The 13,540-nt window shown below is 60.8% G+C and carries 15 protein-coding genes; 7 read left to right on the plus strand and 8 right to left on the minus strand.

Annotation, left to right across the window (positions count from 1 at the left end; translation table 11 throughout):
* Positions 1-298: 298 nt before the first annotated feature.
* Together ACZZZ4_RS19535 and cobF are read left to right on the plus strand one after the other, a co-directional pair.
* Positions 299-868, plus strand: coding sequence for a histidine phosphatase family protein (locus ACZZZ4_RS19535; RefSeq protein WP_463548500.1), 570 nt, complete (start codon positions 299-301; stop codon positions 866-868).
* Positions 868-1,623 (plus strand): precorrin-6A synthase (deacetylating), encoded by a 756-nt coding sequence (cobF, locus tag ACZZZ4_RS19540; RefSeq protein WP_463548501.1) that lies wholly within the window; start codon positions 868-870, stop codon positions 1,621-1,623. Before ACZZZ4_RS19535 ends, cobF begins: the two co-directional genes overlap by 1 nt.
* A 218-nt stretch (positions 1,624-1,841) precedes the next feature.
* On the opposite strand, the gene ACZZZ4_RS19545 is transcribed toward cobF, so the two are convergent.
* From ACZZZ4_RS19545 to ACZZZ4_RS19555, 3 genes are read right to left on the minus strand one after another with little or no spacing between them, the layout of a single operon-like run.
* Positions 1,842-3,023, minus strand: a complete 1,182-nt coding sequence (locus ACZZZ4_RS19545; RefSeq protein ID WP_463548502.1) for an acetyl-CoA C-acetyltransferase — start codon at positions 3,021-3,023, stop codon at positions 1,842-1,844.
* An 11-nt stretch (positions 3,024-3,034) separates the two neighbouring features.
* Complete coding sequence (locus ACZZZ4_RS19550) at positions 3,035-3,700, minus strand: CoA transferase subunit B (protein ID WP_039762320.1); 666 nt, start codon at positions 3,698-3,700, stop codon at positions 3,035-3,037.
* Positions 3,701-3,724: 24 nt separating this feature from the next.
* Complete coding sequence (locus ACZZZ4_RS19555) at positions 3,725-4,423, minus strand: CoA transferase subunit A (RefSeq protein WP_076567492.1); 699 nt, start codon at positions 4,421-4,423, stop codon at positions 3,725-3,727.
* A 283-nt stretch (positions 4,424-4,706) separates the two neighbouring features.
* On the opposite strand from ACZZZ4_RS19555, the gene ACZZZ4_RS19560 reads away from it, so the two are divergent.
* Complete coding sequence (locus ACZZZ4_RS19560) at positions 4,707-5,603, plus strand: LysR substrate-binding domain-containing protein (RefSeq protein WP_463548503.1); 897 nt, start codon at positions 4,707-4,709, stop codon at positions 5,601-5,603.
* A gap of 19 nt (positions 5,604-5,622) precedes the next feature.
* On the opposite strand, the gene ACZZZ4_RS19565 is transcribed toward ACZZZ4_RS19560, so the two are convergent.
* From ACZZZ4_RS19565 to ACZZZ4_RS19580, 4 genes are all read right to left on the minus strand, one after another.
* Entirely contained in the window at positions 5,623-6,465 is an 843-nt protein-coding gene (locus tag ACZZZ4_RS19565) for an NAD-dependent protein deacetylase (RefSeq protein WP_463548504.1), read from the minus strand.
* A gap of 54 nt (positions 6,466-6,519) precedes the next feature.
* The gene (locus ACZZZ4_RS19570) at positions 6,520-7,566 is read right to left on the minus strand and encodes a class I SAM-dependent methyltransferase (protein WP_463548505.1); all 1,047 of its coding nucleotides are present in this window, start codon (positions 7,564-7,566) and stop codon (positions 6,520-6,522) included.
* Positions 7,567-7,717: 151 nt separating this feature from the next.
* Positions 7,718-9,028: an ATP-binding protein gene (locus ACZZZ4_RS19575; protein WP_463548506.1), complete on the minus strand. Its 1,311-nt coding sequence runs from the start codon at positions 9,026-9,028 to the stop codon at positions 7,718-7,720.
* Positions 9,025-9,765, minus strand: a complete 741-nt coding sequence (locus ACZZZ4_RS19580) for a response regulator (RefSeq protein ID WP_039762337.1) — start codon at positions 9,763-9,765, stop codon at positions 9,025-9,027. Before ACZZZ4_RS19580 ends, ACZZZ4_RS19575 begins: the two co-directional genes overlap by 4 nt.
* A gap of 296 nt (positions 9,766-10,061) precedes the next feature.
* Between ACZZZ4_RS19580 and ACZZZ4_RS19585 the strand changes: the two genes are divergently transcribed.
* The 3 genes from ACZZZ4_RS19585 to ACZZZ4_RS19595 all read left to right on the plus strand — a co-directional run bounded on the left by ACZZZ4_RS19585 (position 10,062) and on the right by ACZZZ4_RS19595 (position 11,995).
* On the plus strand, positions 10,062-10,325 hold the full coding sequence (locus tag ACZZZ4_RS19585; protein ID WP_016775158.1) for a DUF2790 domain-containing protein: 264 nt from the start codon (positions 10,062-10,064) through the stop codon (positions 10,323-10,325).
* A 33-nt stretch (positions 10,326-10,358) separates the two neighbouring features.
* Complete coding sequence (locus ACZZZ4_RS19590) at positions 10,359-10,697, plus strand: hypothetical protein (RefSeq protein ID WP_463548507.1); 339 nt, start codon at positions 10,359-10,361, stop codon at positions 10,695-10,697.
* Positions 10,698-10,783: 86 nt separating this feature from the next.
* Positions 10,784-11,995 carry a cytochrome c biogenesis protein DipZ gene (locus ACZZZ4_RS19595; protein ID WP_463548508.1) on the plus strand — a complete coding sequence of 404 codons (1,212 nt, stop codon included), beginning with the start codon at positions 10,784-10,786 and terminating at the stop codon, positions 11,993-11,995.
* An 18-nt stretch (positions 11,996-12,013) separates the two neighbouring features.
* Here the strand turns inward: ACZZZ4_RS19595 and ACZZZ4_RS19600 are convergent, their stop codons facing one another.
* Positions 12,014-12,475 carry a GNAT family N-acetyltransferase gene (locus ACZZZ4_RS19600; RefSeq protein WP_415762961.1) on the minus strand — a complete coding sequence of 154 codons (462 nt, stop codon included), beginning with the start codon at positions 12,473-12,475 and terminating at the stop codon, positions 12,014-12,016.
* A 230-nt stretch (positions 12,476-12,705) separates the two neighbouring features.
* Here ACZZZ4_RS19600 and ACZZZ4_RS19605 point away from each other — a divergent pair, with 230 nt between their 5' ends.
* Entirely contained in the window at positions 12,706-13,518 is an 813-nt protein-coding gene (locus ACZZZ4_RS19605) for a class I SAM-dependent methyltransferase (RefSeq protein ID WP_130000141.1), read from the plus strand.
* Positions 13,519-13,540: the final 22 nt, after the last annotated feature.

Consider the following 13,540-nt stretch of genomic DNA (forward strand, 5'->3'; position numbering starts at 1 on the left):
GGTGTCGAATTCGTTTCACAATCCGTTAAAAGAGTATTTATGTAATGTGCGCTACATGTCTAGCGAATTTTTGTACAGGTTCAGCGAGCACCAAAAGCGTGCAAGGCGCCCGTTTAATAAGGCTTAGGCCGGAGTCGCTCAGTGTTGTAGTCCATTGCTGATGGCGGTGTCAGACATTTCGTATAGATGAGTGAGCGCCTGGCAGGCGGTCACGCTCAGGGCCTCCGGTTTGCGGCACAATGACTAGCGGATCGGCTCTGCCGTCGCTTGTTTCAACTTTCAACCGAGAAACCTGCTTGTGCCAAGTAGCCGTTTGACATTGATTTGCCATGCACGAACCGTCGCACAGAAACTGGCGCGTTTTCCTACGAATGAGCCTGTTGAAGATTTGCCTGAGGTGTCTGACGTGTTCAAGGCGCGGTTCGCTCCGCCACAGCGGTTGATTTGCGGGCCGGAGTTGCGGACTCGGCAAACAGCAGCGTGGTTGGGGGCCGATGCCGAAATCGACCAGAACCTGCGCGATTGCGATTGGGGACACTGGCACGGCCAATCGATCAAGGATTTGCAGGCCAATCACGCCGACGCGTTGCAGGTCTGGCTGGCCGATCCAGAAGCGACGCCCCATGGCGGCGAATCGGTCTCGCAACTGACGGAGCGAGTAGCGACATGGCTGGACACAATCGCTGCAACGCCCGGGCATGTCGTGGCAGTCACTCATCCGTTCGTCATGCGCGCAGCGCTGACGCAGGTGCTGCAAAGCGCGGCGTTCAATGCGATCGACATCGAGCCGCTGGCGACGATCGACCTGCGATTCAATGGCATGTGGCGCCTACGCTTGCCGGGCATGGCCCTCGAAGAGGAATTCTGATGAAACAGCTGCTGGTCATCGGCATCGGCGCCGGCAATCCGGACTACATCACGATGCAGGCGGTGAAAGCGCTGAATCGGGTCGATGTGTTCTTCCTGCTGGATAAAGGCCAGAGCAAGCAGACGCTGATCGATCTGCGCCGAGAGATCTGCGAGCGCTACATCACCGATCACGCTTATCGCTTCGTCGAAGCCAGCAGTCCGGAGCGCGAGCGCGGCGATGTCGACTACACGGCGAGCGTCGATACACTGAACCGCGCCAAGCAACAGACCTTCGAGCGGCTGATCGATGAAGAATTGTCTGACGGCCAGTGCGGCGGTTTCCTGATCTGGGGCGATCCGGCGCTGTACGACAGCACGTTGCGGATTCTTCAGGCGATCCAGTCATCAGGCCGCCGTGAGTTTGAATACGAGGTGATACCGGGGATCACCAGCGTTCAGGCCCTGGCTGCGCAGCACAAAATACCCTTGAACACGATTAGTCGCTCGGTAGAAATCACCACAGGCCGGCGTTTGGCGGCGGGGCAGGTGAGTGAGACGGACAGTCTGGTGGTGATGCTCGATGCCGAAGATTCCTATCAGCAGGTGGCAGATCGGCAGACCGAGATTTTCTGGGGCGCTTACCTGGGCACGCCAGACGAGATACTGATCCGCGGCAGGCTGGCGGATGTGGCCGATGAGATCGAACGGGTGCGCAAAGCGGCGCGGGCGGAGCATGGGTGGATCATGGATACCTATCTGCTGCGCAAGCCTTGAGTGGTTGGCGGCTGAACAAGCGCTTTCGCGAGCAGGCTCGCTCCCACAGAGAAATGCGTTGAAGAATGTGGGAGCGAGCCTGCTCGCGAAGGGGCCAGAACATTCACCGCCGATTTGGGACAGGCAAAAGAAACCCGGTGCAACGCAAATCGCACCGGGTTTTTTGTTGCCAGCCAACAGCGGATGTCGTGGATCCGCCGTCAACCTTGAACTCTGTATCAGGCGCGTTCCAGCGCCAAAGCCACGCCCTGACCGCCGCCGATGCACAGGGTCGCCAGACCTTTTTTCGCATCGCGTTTGAGCATTTCGTGCAGCAATGTCACCAGCACGCGGCAGCCCGATGCGCCGATCGGGTGGCCGAGGGCGATGGCGCCGCCGTTGACGTTGACCTTGGCCAGATCCCATTGCAGGTCCTTGGCCACGGCCAGCGATTGCGCGGCGAACGCTTCGTTGGCCTCGATCAGGTCGAGCTGATCGATGCTCCAGCCGGCCTTGTCCAGGCAGCGGCGGGTGGCCGATACCGGGCCTATGCCCATGATCGCCGGGTCGACGCCAGCATTGGCGTAGGCAGCGATTTTCGCCAGAACCGGCAGGCCCAGCGCTTTGGCTTTCTCGGCACTCATCAGAATCACGGCAGCAGCGCCATCGTTCAGCGATGAGGCGTTGCCAGCGGTGACACTGCCGTCCTTTTTGAACGCGGGGCGCAGTTTCGCCAAGGATTCTGCGGTGGTATCGCCGCGTGCCTGCTCATCGACCTTGAACGCCACCGGATCGCCTTTGCGCTGGGGAATCAGGATCGGCGTGATTTCATCAACGAAGCGCCCGGCCTCGATCGCAGCCGCAGCTTTTTGCTGGGACGCGGCAGCAAAGGCGTCCTGCTGTTCGCGGCTGATCTGGTATTTGTCGACCAGATTTTCTGCGGTGATGCCCATGTGGTAATCGTTGAACGCATCCCACAGGCCATCGCTGATCATGGTGTCGACGATTTGCGCGTGGCCCATGCGCAGACCGGTGCGGGCGCCCGGCATGATGTAGTTGGACAGGCTCATGTTTTCCTGGCCGCCGGCAATGATCACCTCGGCGTCGCCGCAACGGATCGCCTGCGCGCCCAGATGCAGCGCCTTCAGGCCCGAACCGCAGACCTTGTTCAGGGTCATCGCCGGTACCGCGTGGGGCAGACCAGCCTTGATCGCGGCCTGACGTGCCGGGTTCTGCCCGGCACCGGCGGTCAGCACCTGACCCATGATCACTTCATCGACCTGCGCACCGTCGAGGCCGGTCTGCTCGAGCAACTGGCGGATCACCGCCGCGCCCAGATCGACTGCGGATACATTGGCCAGGGAGCCCTGAAAACTGCCGATCGCGGTACGCGTGGCGGCAACAATGACAACGTCGTGCATTTTCGAATTCCTCACTCGGCAGCGAACTGCATTTCCGGTACGTGATCCGGGACGATCAGTTTACCAGCGGTTTTGGCGACGATTTCTTCAACGCTGACGCCAGGTGCGCGTTCCTTGAGGACAAAAGCGCCATTTTCGATTTCCAGATAGGCGAGGTCAGTCAGCACGCGTTTGATGCAACCGGCGCCGGTCAGCGGCAGGCTGCATTTGGCCAGCAGCTTGGACTCACCGTCCTTCGATGCGTGGGTCATGATGACAATGATGTTGTCGGCACCGGCCACCAGATCCATGGCGCCGCCCATGCCCTTGACCAGCTTGCCCGGGATCATCCACGAAGCGATGTTGCCTTCGACGTCCACTTCAAAGGCACCAAGGACGGTCAGGTCGACATGGCCGCCGCGGATCATCGCGAAGGATTCGGCGGAATTGAAGATCGACGCGCCGATTCGCGCAGTCACGGTTTGTTTGCCGGCGTTGATCATGTCGGCATCGATGGTTTCTTCGGTCGGGAACGGGCCCATGCCGAGCAGGCCGTTTTCCGATTGCAGCATGACTTCCATGCCTTCGGGGATGTAGTTGGCGACCAGGGTCGGAATGCCGATGCCGAGGTTGACGTAGTAGCCGTCCTGCATTTCGCGGGCGACGCGCTGAGCCATTTGTTCGCGGGTGAGTGCCATGTTGTTGTTCTCCGTAGGCCTGAATTATTTGCGGATGGTGCGCTGTTCGATGCGTTTTTCGAACGTGCCGCAAATGACCCGGTCGACGTAGATGCCCGGGGTATGGATTTGCGTCGGGTCGAGTTCGCCGGGTTCGACGATTTCTTCGACTTCGACCACGGTGATCTTGCCGGCAGTGGCGGCCAGCGGGTTGAAGTTTTGCGCGGTGTGGCGGTAAACGACGTTACCGAAATGGTCGGCCTTCCAGCCTTTGACGATGGCGAAATCGCCGGTGATGGACTCTTCCATCAGGTACTTTCGCCCTTTGAATTCACGCACTTCCTTGCCTTCGGCAACCGGGGTGCCGACGCCTGTGGCAGTGAAGAACGCCGGAATGCCGGCACCGCCCGCGCGCATCTTCTCGGCCAGGGTGCCTTGCGGGGTGAGGATGACTTCGATGTCGCCCTTGAGCAGTTGCTCTTCGAACAGTTTGTTTTCGCCGACGTAAGAGGCGATGACTTTGCTGATTTGGCGGTCGGTGAGCAGCACGCCGAGGCCGAAGCCGTCGACGCCGCAGTTGTTGGAAACCACGGTGAGGTCACGGGTGCCCTTGCGCTTGATCTCGGCGATCAGGTTTTCCGGAATGCCGCACAGGCCGAAGCCGCCGGCGATGACGGTCATGCCGTCTTCCAGCCCGGCCATCGCTTCCTCGTAGGAATACACACGCTTGTCGAAACCTGCCATAGGCACCTCTTTTATTATTTGCGGGCGGCTGGCTAGCCGAATGACTGGAGTGTCGCTCTGTGGGATATATTTGTTAAGTTGATTTTTACGGTTGATTGATTGATAGACCTCAACAGTGGCTGAGATGATCGTTCCCATGCTCTGCGTGGGAATGCCTCTAGGGACGCTCTGCGTCCAGTGACGTGGAGCGTCACGGGCTGCGTTCCCACGCAGAGCATGGGAACGATCAGTAATCACGACTTGCAGCTTAAAGCTTGACGCTTGCAACTGGAGCAAAGCGACCATGACCATCAAACAGATCCGTGCCTTTCTCGCCGTCGCCCATAGCCTGAGCTTTGCCGTGGCTTGCGAGCGCTTGCACCTGTCGCAATCGGCGCTCAGCCTGACCATCAAAGCGCTGGAAGAGGGCCTCGGCGGTCGACTGTTCAGCCGCAACACCCGGAATGTCGCGCTGACCCCGGAAGGCGAGTCTCTGCTGCCGCTGGCGCGCCGGTTGATTGCCGACTGGGACAACGCCGAAGACGAAATGCGTCAGCGTTTCAGCCTGCAACGGGGGCGCGTGACGCTGGCGGCGATGCCTTCGTTCGCCGGCAATCTGCTGCCGCCGATCCTCAAGACTTTTCGCGCGCGTTATCCAAACGTCAACGTGACGGTCAATGACGTGATCAACGAGCAGGTGCTGGAAATGGTCCGCGATCGCCAGGTCGAGCTTGGCGTGGCGTTCGCGCCGATGCAAAGCACTTCGATGAACTTCACACCGTTGTATGTCGACCGCTTTGTCGCTGTGGTGCCAGCGGATTCAGCGCTGGCCGAGCGCGCTGATATCGACTGGCAAACCCTGCTGCAGGAACCGTTCATCACCCTGCAGCGGCCATCGACGGTGCGGGTCATGCTGGAAGAGCATCTGCAGGCGCGTGGGATGAAATTGCCGGTGGAATTCGAAAGTCACCAATTGGCAACGGTCGGGCGGATGGTGGCCAGCGGGCTCGGAGTCAGCGCGGTGCCCGCGTTGTGTGCGGGGCAAATGCGCGAGCTGGGCGCGCATTGTCTGACCTTGAATGATTCGGTCGAGCGGGCAATTGGTGTGTTGACCGAACCGGGCAATGAGCTGTCGGCGGCGGCGCAGGCCTTGTTCGATATTCTCCAGCAGGAAAACCTGAGCGAACGTCTATTTCCATGATCTCCCTGGCAATAGAGTTTCAGGCGTCGAGACGCTGTGCCAGCAACGGCAGCAGCGCTTCGCATGATCCTTCAATCTTCAAATCGAGCAGATCATCCGCGCGGGTCTTGCCCAGGTTGATCGCAATCAGCGGCTTGCCCCGTTCGGCGATGACCCGGCACAGGCGAAACGCCGAATACGCCATCAACGACGACCCCACCACCAGCAACCCCGCTGCATTCTCGGCAGCCGCCATCGCCCGTGCCGCCGTCGGTTGCGCCACGTTTTCGCCGAAAAACACTACATCCGGCTTCATCCGCTCACCTGCGCAATGGGGGCACTGCGGCACCTGAAAGCGCCCTTCAAATGCTGGATCCAGCAAGGTATCGCCATCCGGCGCCTGCATCGCGTCGACGCCTCTCAAATAGGGGTTCTGTGCTTCCATCTGCTGCTGGATCACATCGCGCTGGCTGCGCTGCCCGCAATCCAGACACAGCACACGATCCAGCCTGCCATGCAGTTCGATGACATCGTGGCTACCGGCCTGATCGTGCAGGGTGTCGACATTCTGCGTGATCAACGCGCTGATCCGGCCTCGCTGCTGCAGCGTCGCCAGCGCCTCATGCGCGGCGTTCGGCCGGGCCTGGCGCACGCGCGGCCAGCCGAGCATCGCCCGTGCCCAGTAGCGCCGGCGTGATTCCGGGGCGGCGAGAAACTCCTGATACATCATCGGCTGCCGCCCGCGACGGACGCCGTCGCTGTCGCGGTAGTCCGGAATCCCCGAAGGCGTGCTGATGCCAGCGCCGGTCAATACCAGAAAATTATCCTCGGCCATGGCCTGCAATAGCGTGTCGAAGTGTTCGCGGATCGGGCTGTCGAGCATGCTCAGCACTCCAGAATGGGCAGTGCCCGCAGGTTAACACGCGATCCGCATCGGTTACTTGCGCGCCTCCAGAATCAGGTTGAACGGTGTCTGCGTGGCGCGACGGAACTGCTTGAACCCAGCCTCGGTGAATACCTTGCGCAAGCGCATTTCCCCGGCTTGTGCACCGAGCCCCAGGCCGACTTCCTGAGACAGCGAATTGGGTGTGCAGATAAATGTCGAGGCGGCGTAGAACAGACGCCCGACCGCGTTGAGATTGTCGTCCAGTTTGTCGTTGGCGAACGGTTCGACCAGCAACACCGTGCCATCGTCTTTCAGCGATGCGTAAGCATGCCGAGCAGCACCGACCGGGTCACCCATGTCGTGCAGGCAGTCGAAAAAGCAGATCAGGTCGTAGTCGCCACGGGGGTAGTTTTTTGCCGTGCCCTCGAAAAATGTGGCGCGGTCGCCCACACCACCTTCTTCGGCGCGTTGCGTGGCGACCGTGACTGACGGCGCGTGGAAGTCGAAGCCGAAAAACTGCGATTTGGGAAACGCCTGAGCCATGATCACCGTCGAGGCGCCGTGTCCGCAGCCGACGTCGGCAACCTTGGCGCCGCGCTCCAGTCTGGCCACTACACCGTCCAGTGCCGGTAGCCATTCAGCGATCAGATGACCTTTGTAGCCGGGGCGGAAGAAGCGTTCGGTGCCGCTGAACATACAGGGGTGGTGATCGCCCCAGGACAGACCACCATTGCCGCGCATGGCTTTGACCAGTTTGTCTTTATCATGGAAAAACGACGCCACCACGCCGAGTCCACCGGCGACGTACACGGGGGAATCTTCCACGGCGAGCGCCAGCGCCTGTTCTTCCGGCAAGCGAAACTGACCGCCAAGGTGTTCCATATAGCCCGATGCGGCATGGGCGCTGAGCCATTCGCGCACCAGGCGCGGATTGCAGGTGGTTTTGGCTGCGAGGGCTTCAGGACTGATCGGTTGGCTGTCGGCCATGGCCCGGTACAGACCGAGCTCTTCGCCAACGATGACATTGGCCAGCATCGCCGCGCCGCCCATGTCGTTGACCAGTTTGCCCATGAATTCGTTGAGCTTCGCCTCATTCATCACGTGTGCTCCTGAAACAGGATCACCGTCCGGCGGCGTTGAATGTCGAGGCAGGCGCCACCGGGCGGTGGTCACGGATAGGGGCAGGGCACAGCAGAAGTCCTGCGGCCCCCTCGACTGGGTAATGAATGAGTCTAGTCGGTGTTTTTCCTCAGCGCGGCAGCGGCAACTTCAGTTCAGCGCACAACCCGCCACCTTCACGATTGCTCAACAGCAGCGAGCCACCCAGCGCCATCGCCAATTGCTGGGCGATCGCCAATCCGAGCCCGGTACCGCCGGTGTCGCGATTGCGCGAGTTTTCCACGCGGTAGAACGGTTCCAGCACCTGCGCCAGTTCGGCCTCGGCGATGCCCGGGCCGCGATCAAGGACTTTCACCGACAGGCTGTTGCCCTGCGCTTCGACCTGCAATTGCGCGGCGCCGGCGAATTTCAGGGCGTTGTCGGTCAGGTTCACCAGCACCCGGCGCAGGGCCTGCGGACGGGTTTCGATTACCGCTTTGCTTTTGCCGCCGAGCTGCACGTCCTTGCCCATGTCCTGATAGTCGAAGACCAGGCTGTCAAGGAACGAGTCGAGATCGGTACGGCGGCTTTCTTCGGTGGCGCCATGAATGCTGCGGGCATACGCCACGCCTTCGCGCACCAGATGCTCGATCTCGCCGAGATCGCTGCTCAGTTTGTCTTTCTCGACCGAGTCGTCCATGAACTCTGCGCGCAATTTCATCCGGGTGATCGGCGTTTGCAGGTCATGGGAAATCGCCGCCAGCAGTTGCATGCGTTCTTTGAGGTAGGCGGCGATGCGCGTCTGCATTGCGTTGAAGGCCCGTGCGGCGTGGACCACTTCGGTCGGCCCTTGCTCGTCGAGTTTGATCGGGTGGGCGTTGGGGTCGAGGGTTTCCACCGCGTTTGCGAGGCGGGTGAGAGGACGGATGGCGATGCGCACCGCGAGCCAGGTGCAGAGGATCAGCAACGCCAGTTGGCCGAGCAGCACCACCGGCAACCAGGGCGACAACGGCACCATCGCCGGACGGATATCGATGGTCACCGGGCTGCCGTCGCTCAGGCGCAAGTGGCCCTGGAAATGTTGTCTCGGACCGCCGGGAACTTCGGTAAACACGATGGGATAAGTGTCGCCGATGGCGGCCGTAATCGAGGCGATCGCGACGGACTTTTCAGCCGAGGTCACCGGCATGCCCGGTTCCCCCTCATTGAGCAGGTAGCCGTAGTTGCGCCGGGCCAGACGCGGCAACCAGGCTTCGCGTTCGGCGGCGGGCAGGCGATCGAGGATCGCCATCGAGGTCGAGACGTCGGTTTCGAGGTTGCCGAGCATGGTGCTTTTCGCGCTCTGGTAACGCTCGTAATACTGCGCGCCGAACGACAGGCCCTGCGCCAGAATCAGCCCGATCAGAAAGATCAGCGACAGGCGCGAGGCAAGGGTACGCGGCCATTGCAGCTTCAGTTTCATGCCGACGCCCCGAGCAGTTCGACCGGCAGCGAAAACACATAACCTTCACTGCGCACGGTCTTGATATAGGCCGGCTCACGGGCATCGTCGAGCAGCCGCTGACGCAAACGACTCACCAGCAGATCAATGGAACGATCGAACAGATCGGCCTCGCGGCCCTGGGTCAGGTTGAGCAGTTGATCGCGGCTGAGCACCCGTTGCGGGTGGTCGAGGAACACCCGCAGCAGGCGATATTCGGCGCCACTGAGAGCAACCATGGTGCCGTCACTGTCGAGCAGGTGCCGGGCCGAGGTATCCAGTTGCCAACGACCGAACGCCAGCAGACGTCCGGCTTCGGTGACCACCAGGTTCGGCGGCAACATGCGTGTGCGGCGCAACACAGCGTTGATCCGCGCCAGCAGTTCACGGGCGGCGAAGGGTTTGGTCAGGTAATCGTCGGCGCCCATTTCCAGGCCGATGATGCGGTCGGTCTCATCGTTGCGCGCGGTGAGCATCAGCACCGGCGTCGCCTTGTGTTTGCCGACGCGCAATTCGCGGCACAGCTGCAGACCATCGTCGCCGGGCATCATGATGTCGAGCACGATCAGGTCGACGGTATTGGCATCGAGAAAACTGCGCATCTGCCGGCCATCGGCGACGACTGTCGTGCGCAGGCCGTTTTTCTTCAGGTAGTTGCCTACCAGTTCACGGATCTCGCGATCGTCGTCGACAATGAGAATGTGATCGACATGTTCCATCGGTTCAAGCCTCTATAAAAGGGGAATTCCGTGCAGTCTATAGCGCCGTAGACCGCACGCCTGCCTGCCTTTGTATTGCAGTGTATCTGCCGCAACGGCGGATACACACCGACGCAAAATCACGATTTTTTCGGGGTTTTGTATCCCTGTGTATCTACACACTGCATGGATACACAACGAGTGATTCTCGTCCTTTCCTGACACAGACGCGATACCTCGAAGGCCTCAAATAGGCTCCATCGAGGCACACACAGACCGCCTCGGCTCAAACCCACTGAAGCCTTGAGGACTACACCATGAACAACAAATCCGTATTCGCCGCCTGCCTGTTCGCCGCTCTGAACATCTGCACCCTGTCGGCCCACGCCGAAGCTGACGTCAGCCGGCAAACCTACACCTACGGCACGCATCTGGATATCCAGAAAGTGCTGTCGATGACCGAGGACACTTCGGTGACCTGCGGCATCACCGAAGCGCGCATGACCTACCTCGATTCAGCCGGCAAAACCCGCGAGCTGGATTACAGCAAATTCGCTGACGGCTGCAACAACCAGAACTGAGTCACCCCCACTTTTTCTGCAAGGAGTTTTGCCATGAACAACGTCTCGCGCTTTCTGACCGCAGCCGCCTTCGCCTTCACCGGTGCCGCCGCTCACGCCAACAGTGCTGTAGAACAAAGCAGTTGCGCCAGCAGCACCTGCTTCCAGCTGACCACGGTAGCGAAGGAGGGCAGCGATGCCTTGATCGCAGCCGATGGCTCCAGCCGCACGCCGCAAGGCCAGATGGTTGCCGCTGATGGTTCCAGCCGTACACCGCAGGGACAGACGCTTGCCGCTGATGGCTCAAGCCGCACGCCGCAGGGCCAACTGGTCGCGGAGAACGGTACCAGTCGCACGCCGCAAGGGCAGTTGCTCGACGGCCAGACCGCATGAGCCATGGCGTAAATAAAGCAGGCTAGCGAGGGGCGTTTCCCTCGCTGCCCGGTTGCGCGCCCAGCCCCCATTTCAAGGTGACCCCTATGTACCTCATCGCATTTCTCGGCGGTCTTCTCACCGTCCTCAGTCCGTGCATCCTGCCGGTGGTACCGTTTCTGTTCGCTGGCGCCAACCGTACACGCTCCTCGATCTTGCTGACCCTCGCCGGCATGGCATTGACCTTTGCGCTGATCTCCAGCCTCGCCGTGGTCAGCAGCGAGTGGGTGATCCAGGCCAGCAACACCGGCCGCCACATTGCCTTGTTCGTGATGGCATTGTTCGCCCTGTCGCTGATCTCGGCCCGGGTTGGTGACTGGCTGACCCGGCCCTTTGTCGCGCTGGGCAATCGCCTCGATCAGGACACGCGCAAACGAGCGGGGCCGATGGGCTCGATCATGCTCGGTGTCGCCACTGGCCTGTTGTGGGCGCCTTGTTCCGGGCCGATTCTTGGGGTGATTCTCACCGGCGCGATGCTGCAAGGCGCCAATGCGCAGACCAGCCTGTTGTTGCTGGCTTATGGCGTCGGCAGTGCCTTGTCCTTGGGTACGTTGATTTTCGCCGGGCGCGGTCTGGTCAATCGGCTGAAACCATCGATCCCGTTCAGTGGCTGGTTGCGCCGTGGGGCCGGGGTTGCGGTACTTGCTACGGTCGCGGTGATTTCGACCGGCGCTGACAAAACCCTGCTCGCCAGTACCTCTTCGGAAGGCGTGGCCAGCGTCGAGAAAAACGTTCTGGAGAACGTGCCGAAAGTGGTCGACTACTTTGTCAGCAAGGTCCGCGCCGATTCGATGCTGGACCAAGCCCAGGGCGCGATGCCGTCGCTGTCAGGCGCTGTGCAGTGGCTCAACTCGCCGGAGCTCAACGCTGAATCCCTGCGCGGCAAAGTGGTGCTGGTCGACTTCTGGACCTACGACTGCATCAACTGCCAGCACACCCTGCCGTACGTCAAAGACTGGGCGAAGAAATACGAGAAGGACGGCCTCGTGGTCATCGGCGTGCATACGCCTGAATACGGCTACGAGCGCATCATCGACAACGTCAAGGAACAGGTGAAAAAGCTCGGCATCACCTACCCGGTAGCGATCGACAACGACTACGCGATCTGGCGCCACTTCGACAATCAATACTGGCCGGCGCATTACCTCATCGACGCCAAGGGCCAGGTGCGTTACAGCCACTTCGGAGAAGGTCGCTATGCCGAGCAGGAGCAGATGATCAAGCAGTTGCTGGAGGAGGCCAGGGCGCCGGCCGCCTGATCAAGGCAACGCAATGGCTCAGAGGTCGCGGACCATGAGCCATTGTGTTTTCTCCCACGCCCGGAAACGCTCCAAAAACTGCCAACCGCGTCTGCCGTAGTAGTCGTGTTTGTCCTGCGTATGCAGATACAGGCGCGCCACCCCGCGTTTTTTCGCCTCTTCGCATATCCCTTCAATCAACCGCTCGGCCAGGCCTTGACCCCGCGCCTCGGGATCCACGAAGACACAGGCCAGCCAGGGTCCGAGATCGGGTCGATCAGCGAGGTCATCCCGCGCCAGTGCCGCACCGCCGAGCAGTCGCTCACCGTCGAGGGCAATCAGGCATGACCAATCGCCATTGCTTTGGCCTTCGGCAAATTCTCGTTGCCATCGAGCCAAAGGTTGATCGGCGTATTCGTAATGAAATTGTTGGTGAATCCACGCCGCATAGCGATCGCTGTGCTGCATGTGTGCGGCGAGCCAATCCAGTTGCAATGCCATCAGTCAGATCCGTTTCAGAGGCGAACCGGCATCAGAAACCAATCCCGCGACGCTGGCAATGCGCAAGGTGTATCAGGTGCTTGACAGATTTGCGCCACTCATCGGCAAAGTGCCCTATTTCTGGGGTCGCCGGACGATTGACAGGGACGCCGGGCAGCCTCGGCGCGATAGTGAGCAAGCACGGTCCGCGTCGCAGCCTGTGCTTTCTCTCTGCCACGGAGCTCGCTGTCATGAGTACCCCGATTGATCTCACTGCCCTGAAGGAACGTCAGAAAGTTGCTTGGGCCAGTGGCGACTACGCCGTGATCGGTACCACCTTGCAAATCGTCGGCGAAAGCCTCGCCGAGGCCTGCGATCTGCGCTGCGATGAGCAAGTGCTGGATGTCGCCGCCGGTAACGGCAACGCAACCCTGGCAGCGGCGCGGCGCGGTTGTGTGGTGACTTCGACCGATTACGTCGCCGCACTGCTGGAGCGTGGTCAGGACCGCGCGCGGGCCGAGCATCTCGAGGTGATTTTTCAGGTAGCCGATGCCGAGGCACTGCCGTTTCCCGACGAGAGCTACGACGCCGTACTGTCCACGTTTGGTGTAATGTTTGCGCCCGATCAGGCGACTGCTGCGAGTGAGCTGGGGCGGGTGTGTCGTCGCGGCGGGCGGATCGGGATGGCGAACTGGACGCCGGAGGGCTTCGTCGGGCAGATGTTCAAAATTCTCGGCCAGCATCTGCCACCGCCTGCGGTTGCCCAGCCACCATCGAACTGGGGCTCGGATGCATGGCTGCACAAGCAGTTCGATGATCGCGATTTTCTTGTTCGGGTCACCCGCAGCCAGTTCAATTTCCGCTATCGCTCGGCGGCGCATTTCATTGACATCTTCCGCCACTGGTACGGGCCGGTGCACAAGGCATTTGCGGTGCTGTCGCCGGAGGCCGGGCAAGCGCTGGAGGAGGATCTGACCGAGTTGCTCAACCGATCGAATCGAGCGGGAGAGACGTCACTGGTGGTGCCGAGTGAGTATCTGGAAGTGGTGATTACCAAGCGCTGACGTTCGATTCGATTCGTCAGGC

The sequence above is a fragment of the Pseudomonas sp. AC252 genome, assembly GCF_979258105.1.

Bases quoted from the DNA above. Each gene is read 5' to 3' on its own strand.
- cobF (WP_463548501.1), top strand. From the start codon at position 868: ATGAAACAGCTGCTGGTCATCGGCATCGGCGCCGGCAATCCGGACTAC.
- ACZZZ4_RS19545 (WP_463548502.1), bottom strand. From the start codon at position 3,023: ATGCACGACGTTGTCATTGTTGCCGCCACGCGTACCGCGATCGGCAGT.
- ACZZZ4_RS19550 (WP_039762320.1), bottom strand. From the start codon at position 3,700: ATGGCACTCACCCGCGAACAAATGGCTCAGCGCGTCGCCCGCGAAATG.
- ACZZZ4_RS19555 (WP_076567492.1), bottom strand. From the start codon at position 4,423: ATGGCAGGTTTCGACAAGCGTGTGTATTCCTACGAGGAAGCGATGGCC.
- ACZZZ4_RS19560 (WP_463548503.1), top strand. From the start codon at position 4,707: ATGACCATCAAACAGATCCGTGCCTTTCTCGCCGTCGCCCATAGCCTG.
- ACZZZ4_RS19565 (WP_463548504.1), bottom strand. From the start codon at position 6,465: ATGCTCGACAGCCCGATCCGCGAACACTTCGACACGCTATTGCAGGCC.
- ACZZZ4_RS19570 (WP_463548505.1), bottom strand. From the start codon at position 7,566: ATGAATGAGGCGAAGCTCAACGAATTCATGGGCAAACTGGTCAACGAC.
- ACZZZ4_RS19575 (WP_463548506.1), bottom strand. From the start codon at position 9,028: ATGAAACTGAAGCTGCAATGGCCGCGTACCCTTGCCTCGCGCCTGTCG.
- ACZZZ4_RS19580 (WP_039762337.1), bottom strand. From the start codon at position 9,765: ATGGAACATGTCGATCACATTCTCATTGTCGACGACGATCGCGAGATC.
- ACZZZ4_RS19585 (WP_016775158.1), top strand. From the start codon at position 10,062: ATGAACAACAAATCCGTATTCGCCGCCTGCCTGTTCGCCGCTCTGAAC.
- ACZZZ4_RS19590 (WP_463548507.1), top strand. From the start codon at position 10,359: ATGAACAACGTCTCGCGCTTTCTGACCGCAGCCGCCTTCGCCTTCACC.
- ACZZZ4_RS19595 (WP_463548508.1), top strand. From the start codon at position 10,784: ATGTACCTCATCGCATTTCTCGGCGGTCTTCTCACCGTCCTCAGTCCG.
- ACZZZ4_RS19600 (WP_415762961.1), bottom strand. From the start codon at position 12,475: ATGGCATTGCAACTGGATTGGCTCGCCGCACACATGCAGCACAGCGAT.
- ACZZZ4_RS19605 (WP_130000141.1), top strand. From the start codon at position 12,706: ATGAGTACCCCGATTGATCTCACTGCCCTGAAGGAACGTCAGAAAGTT.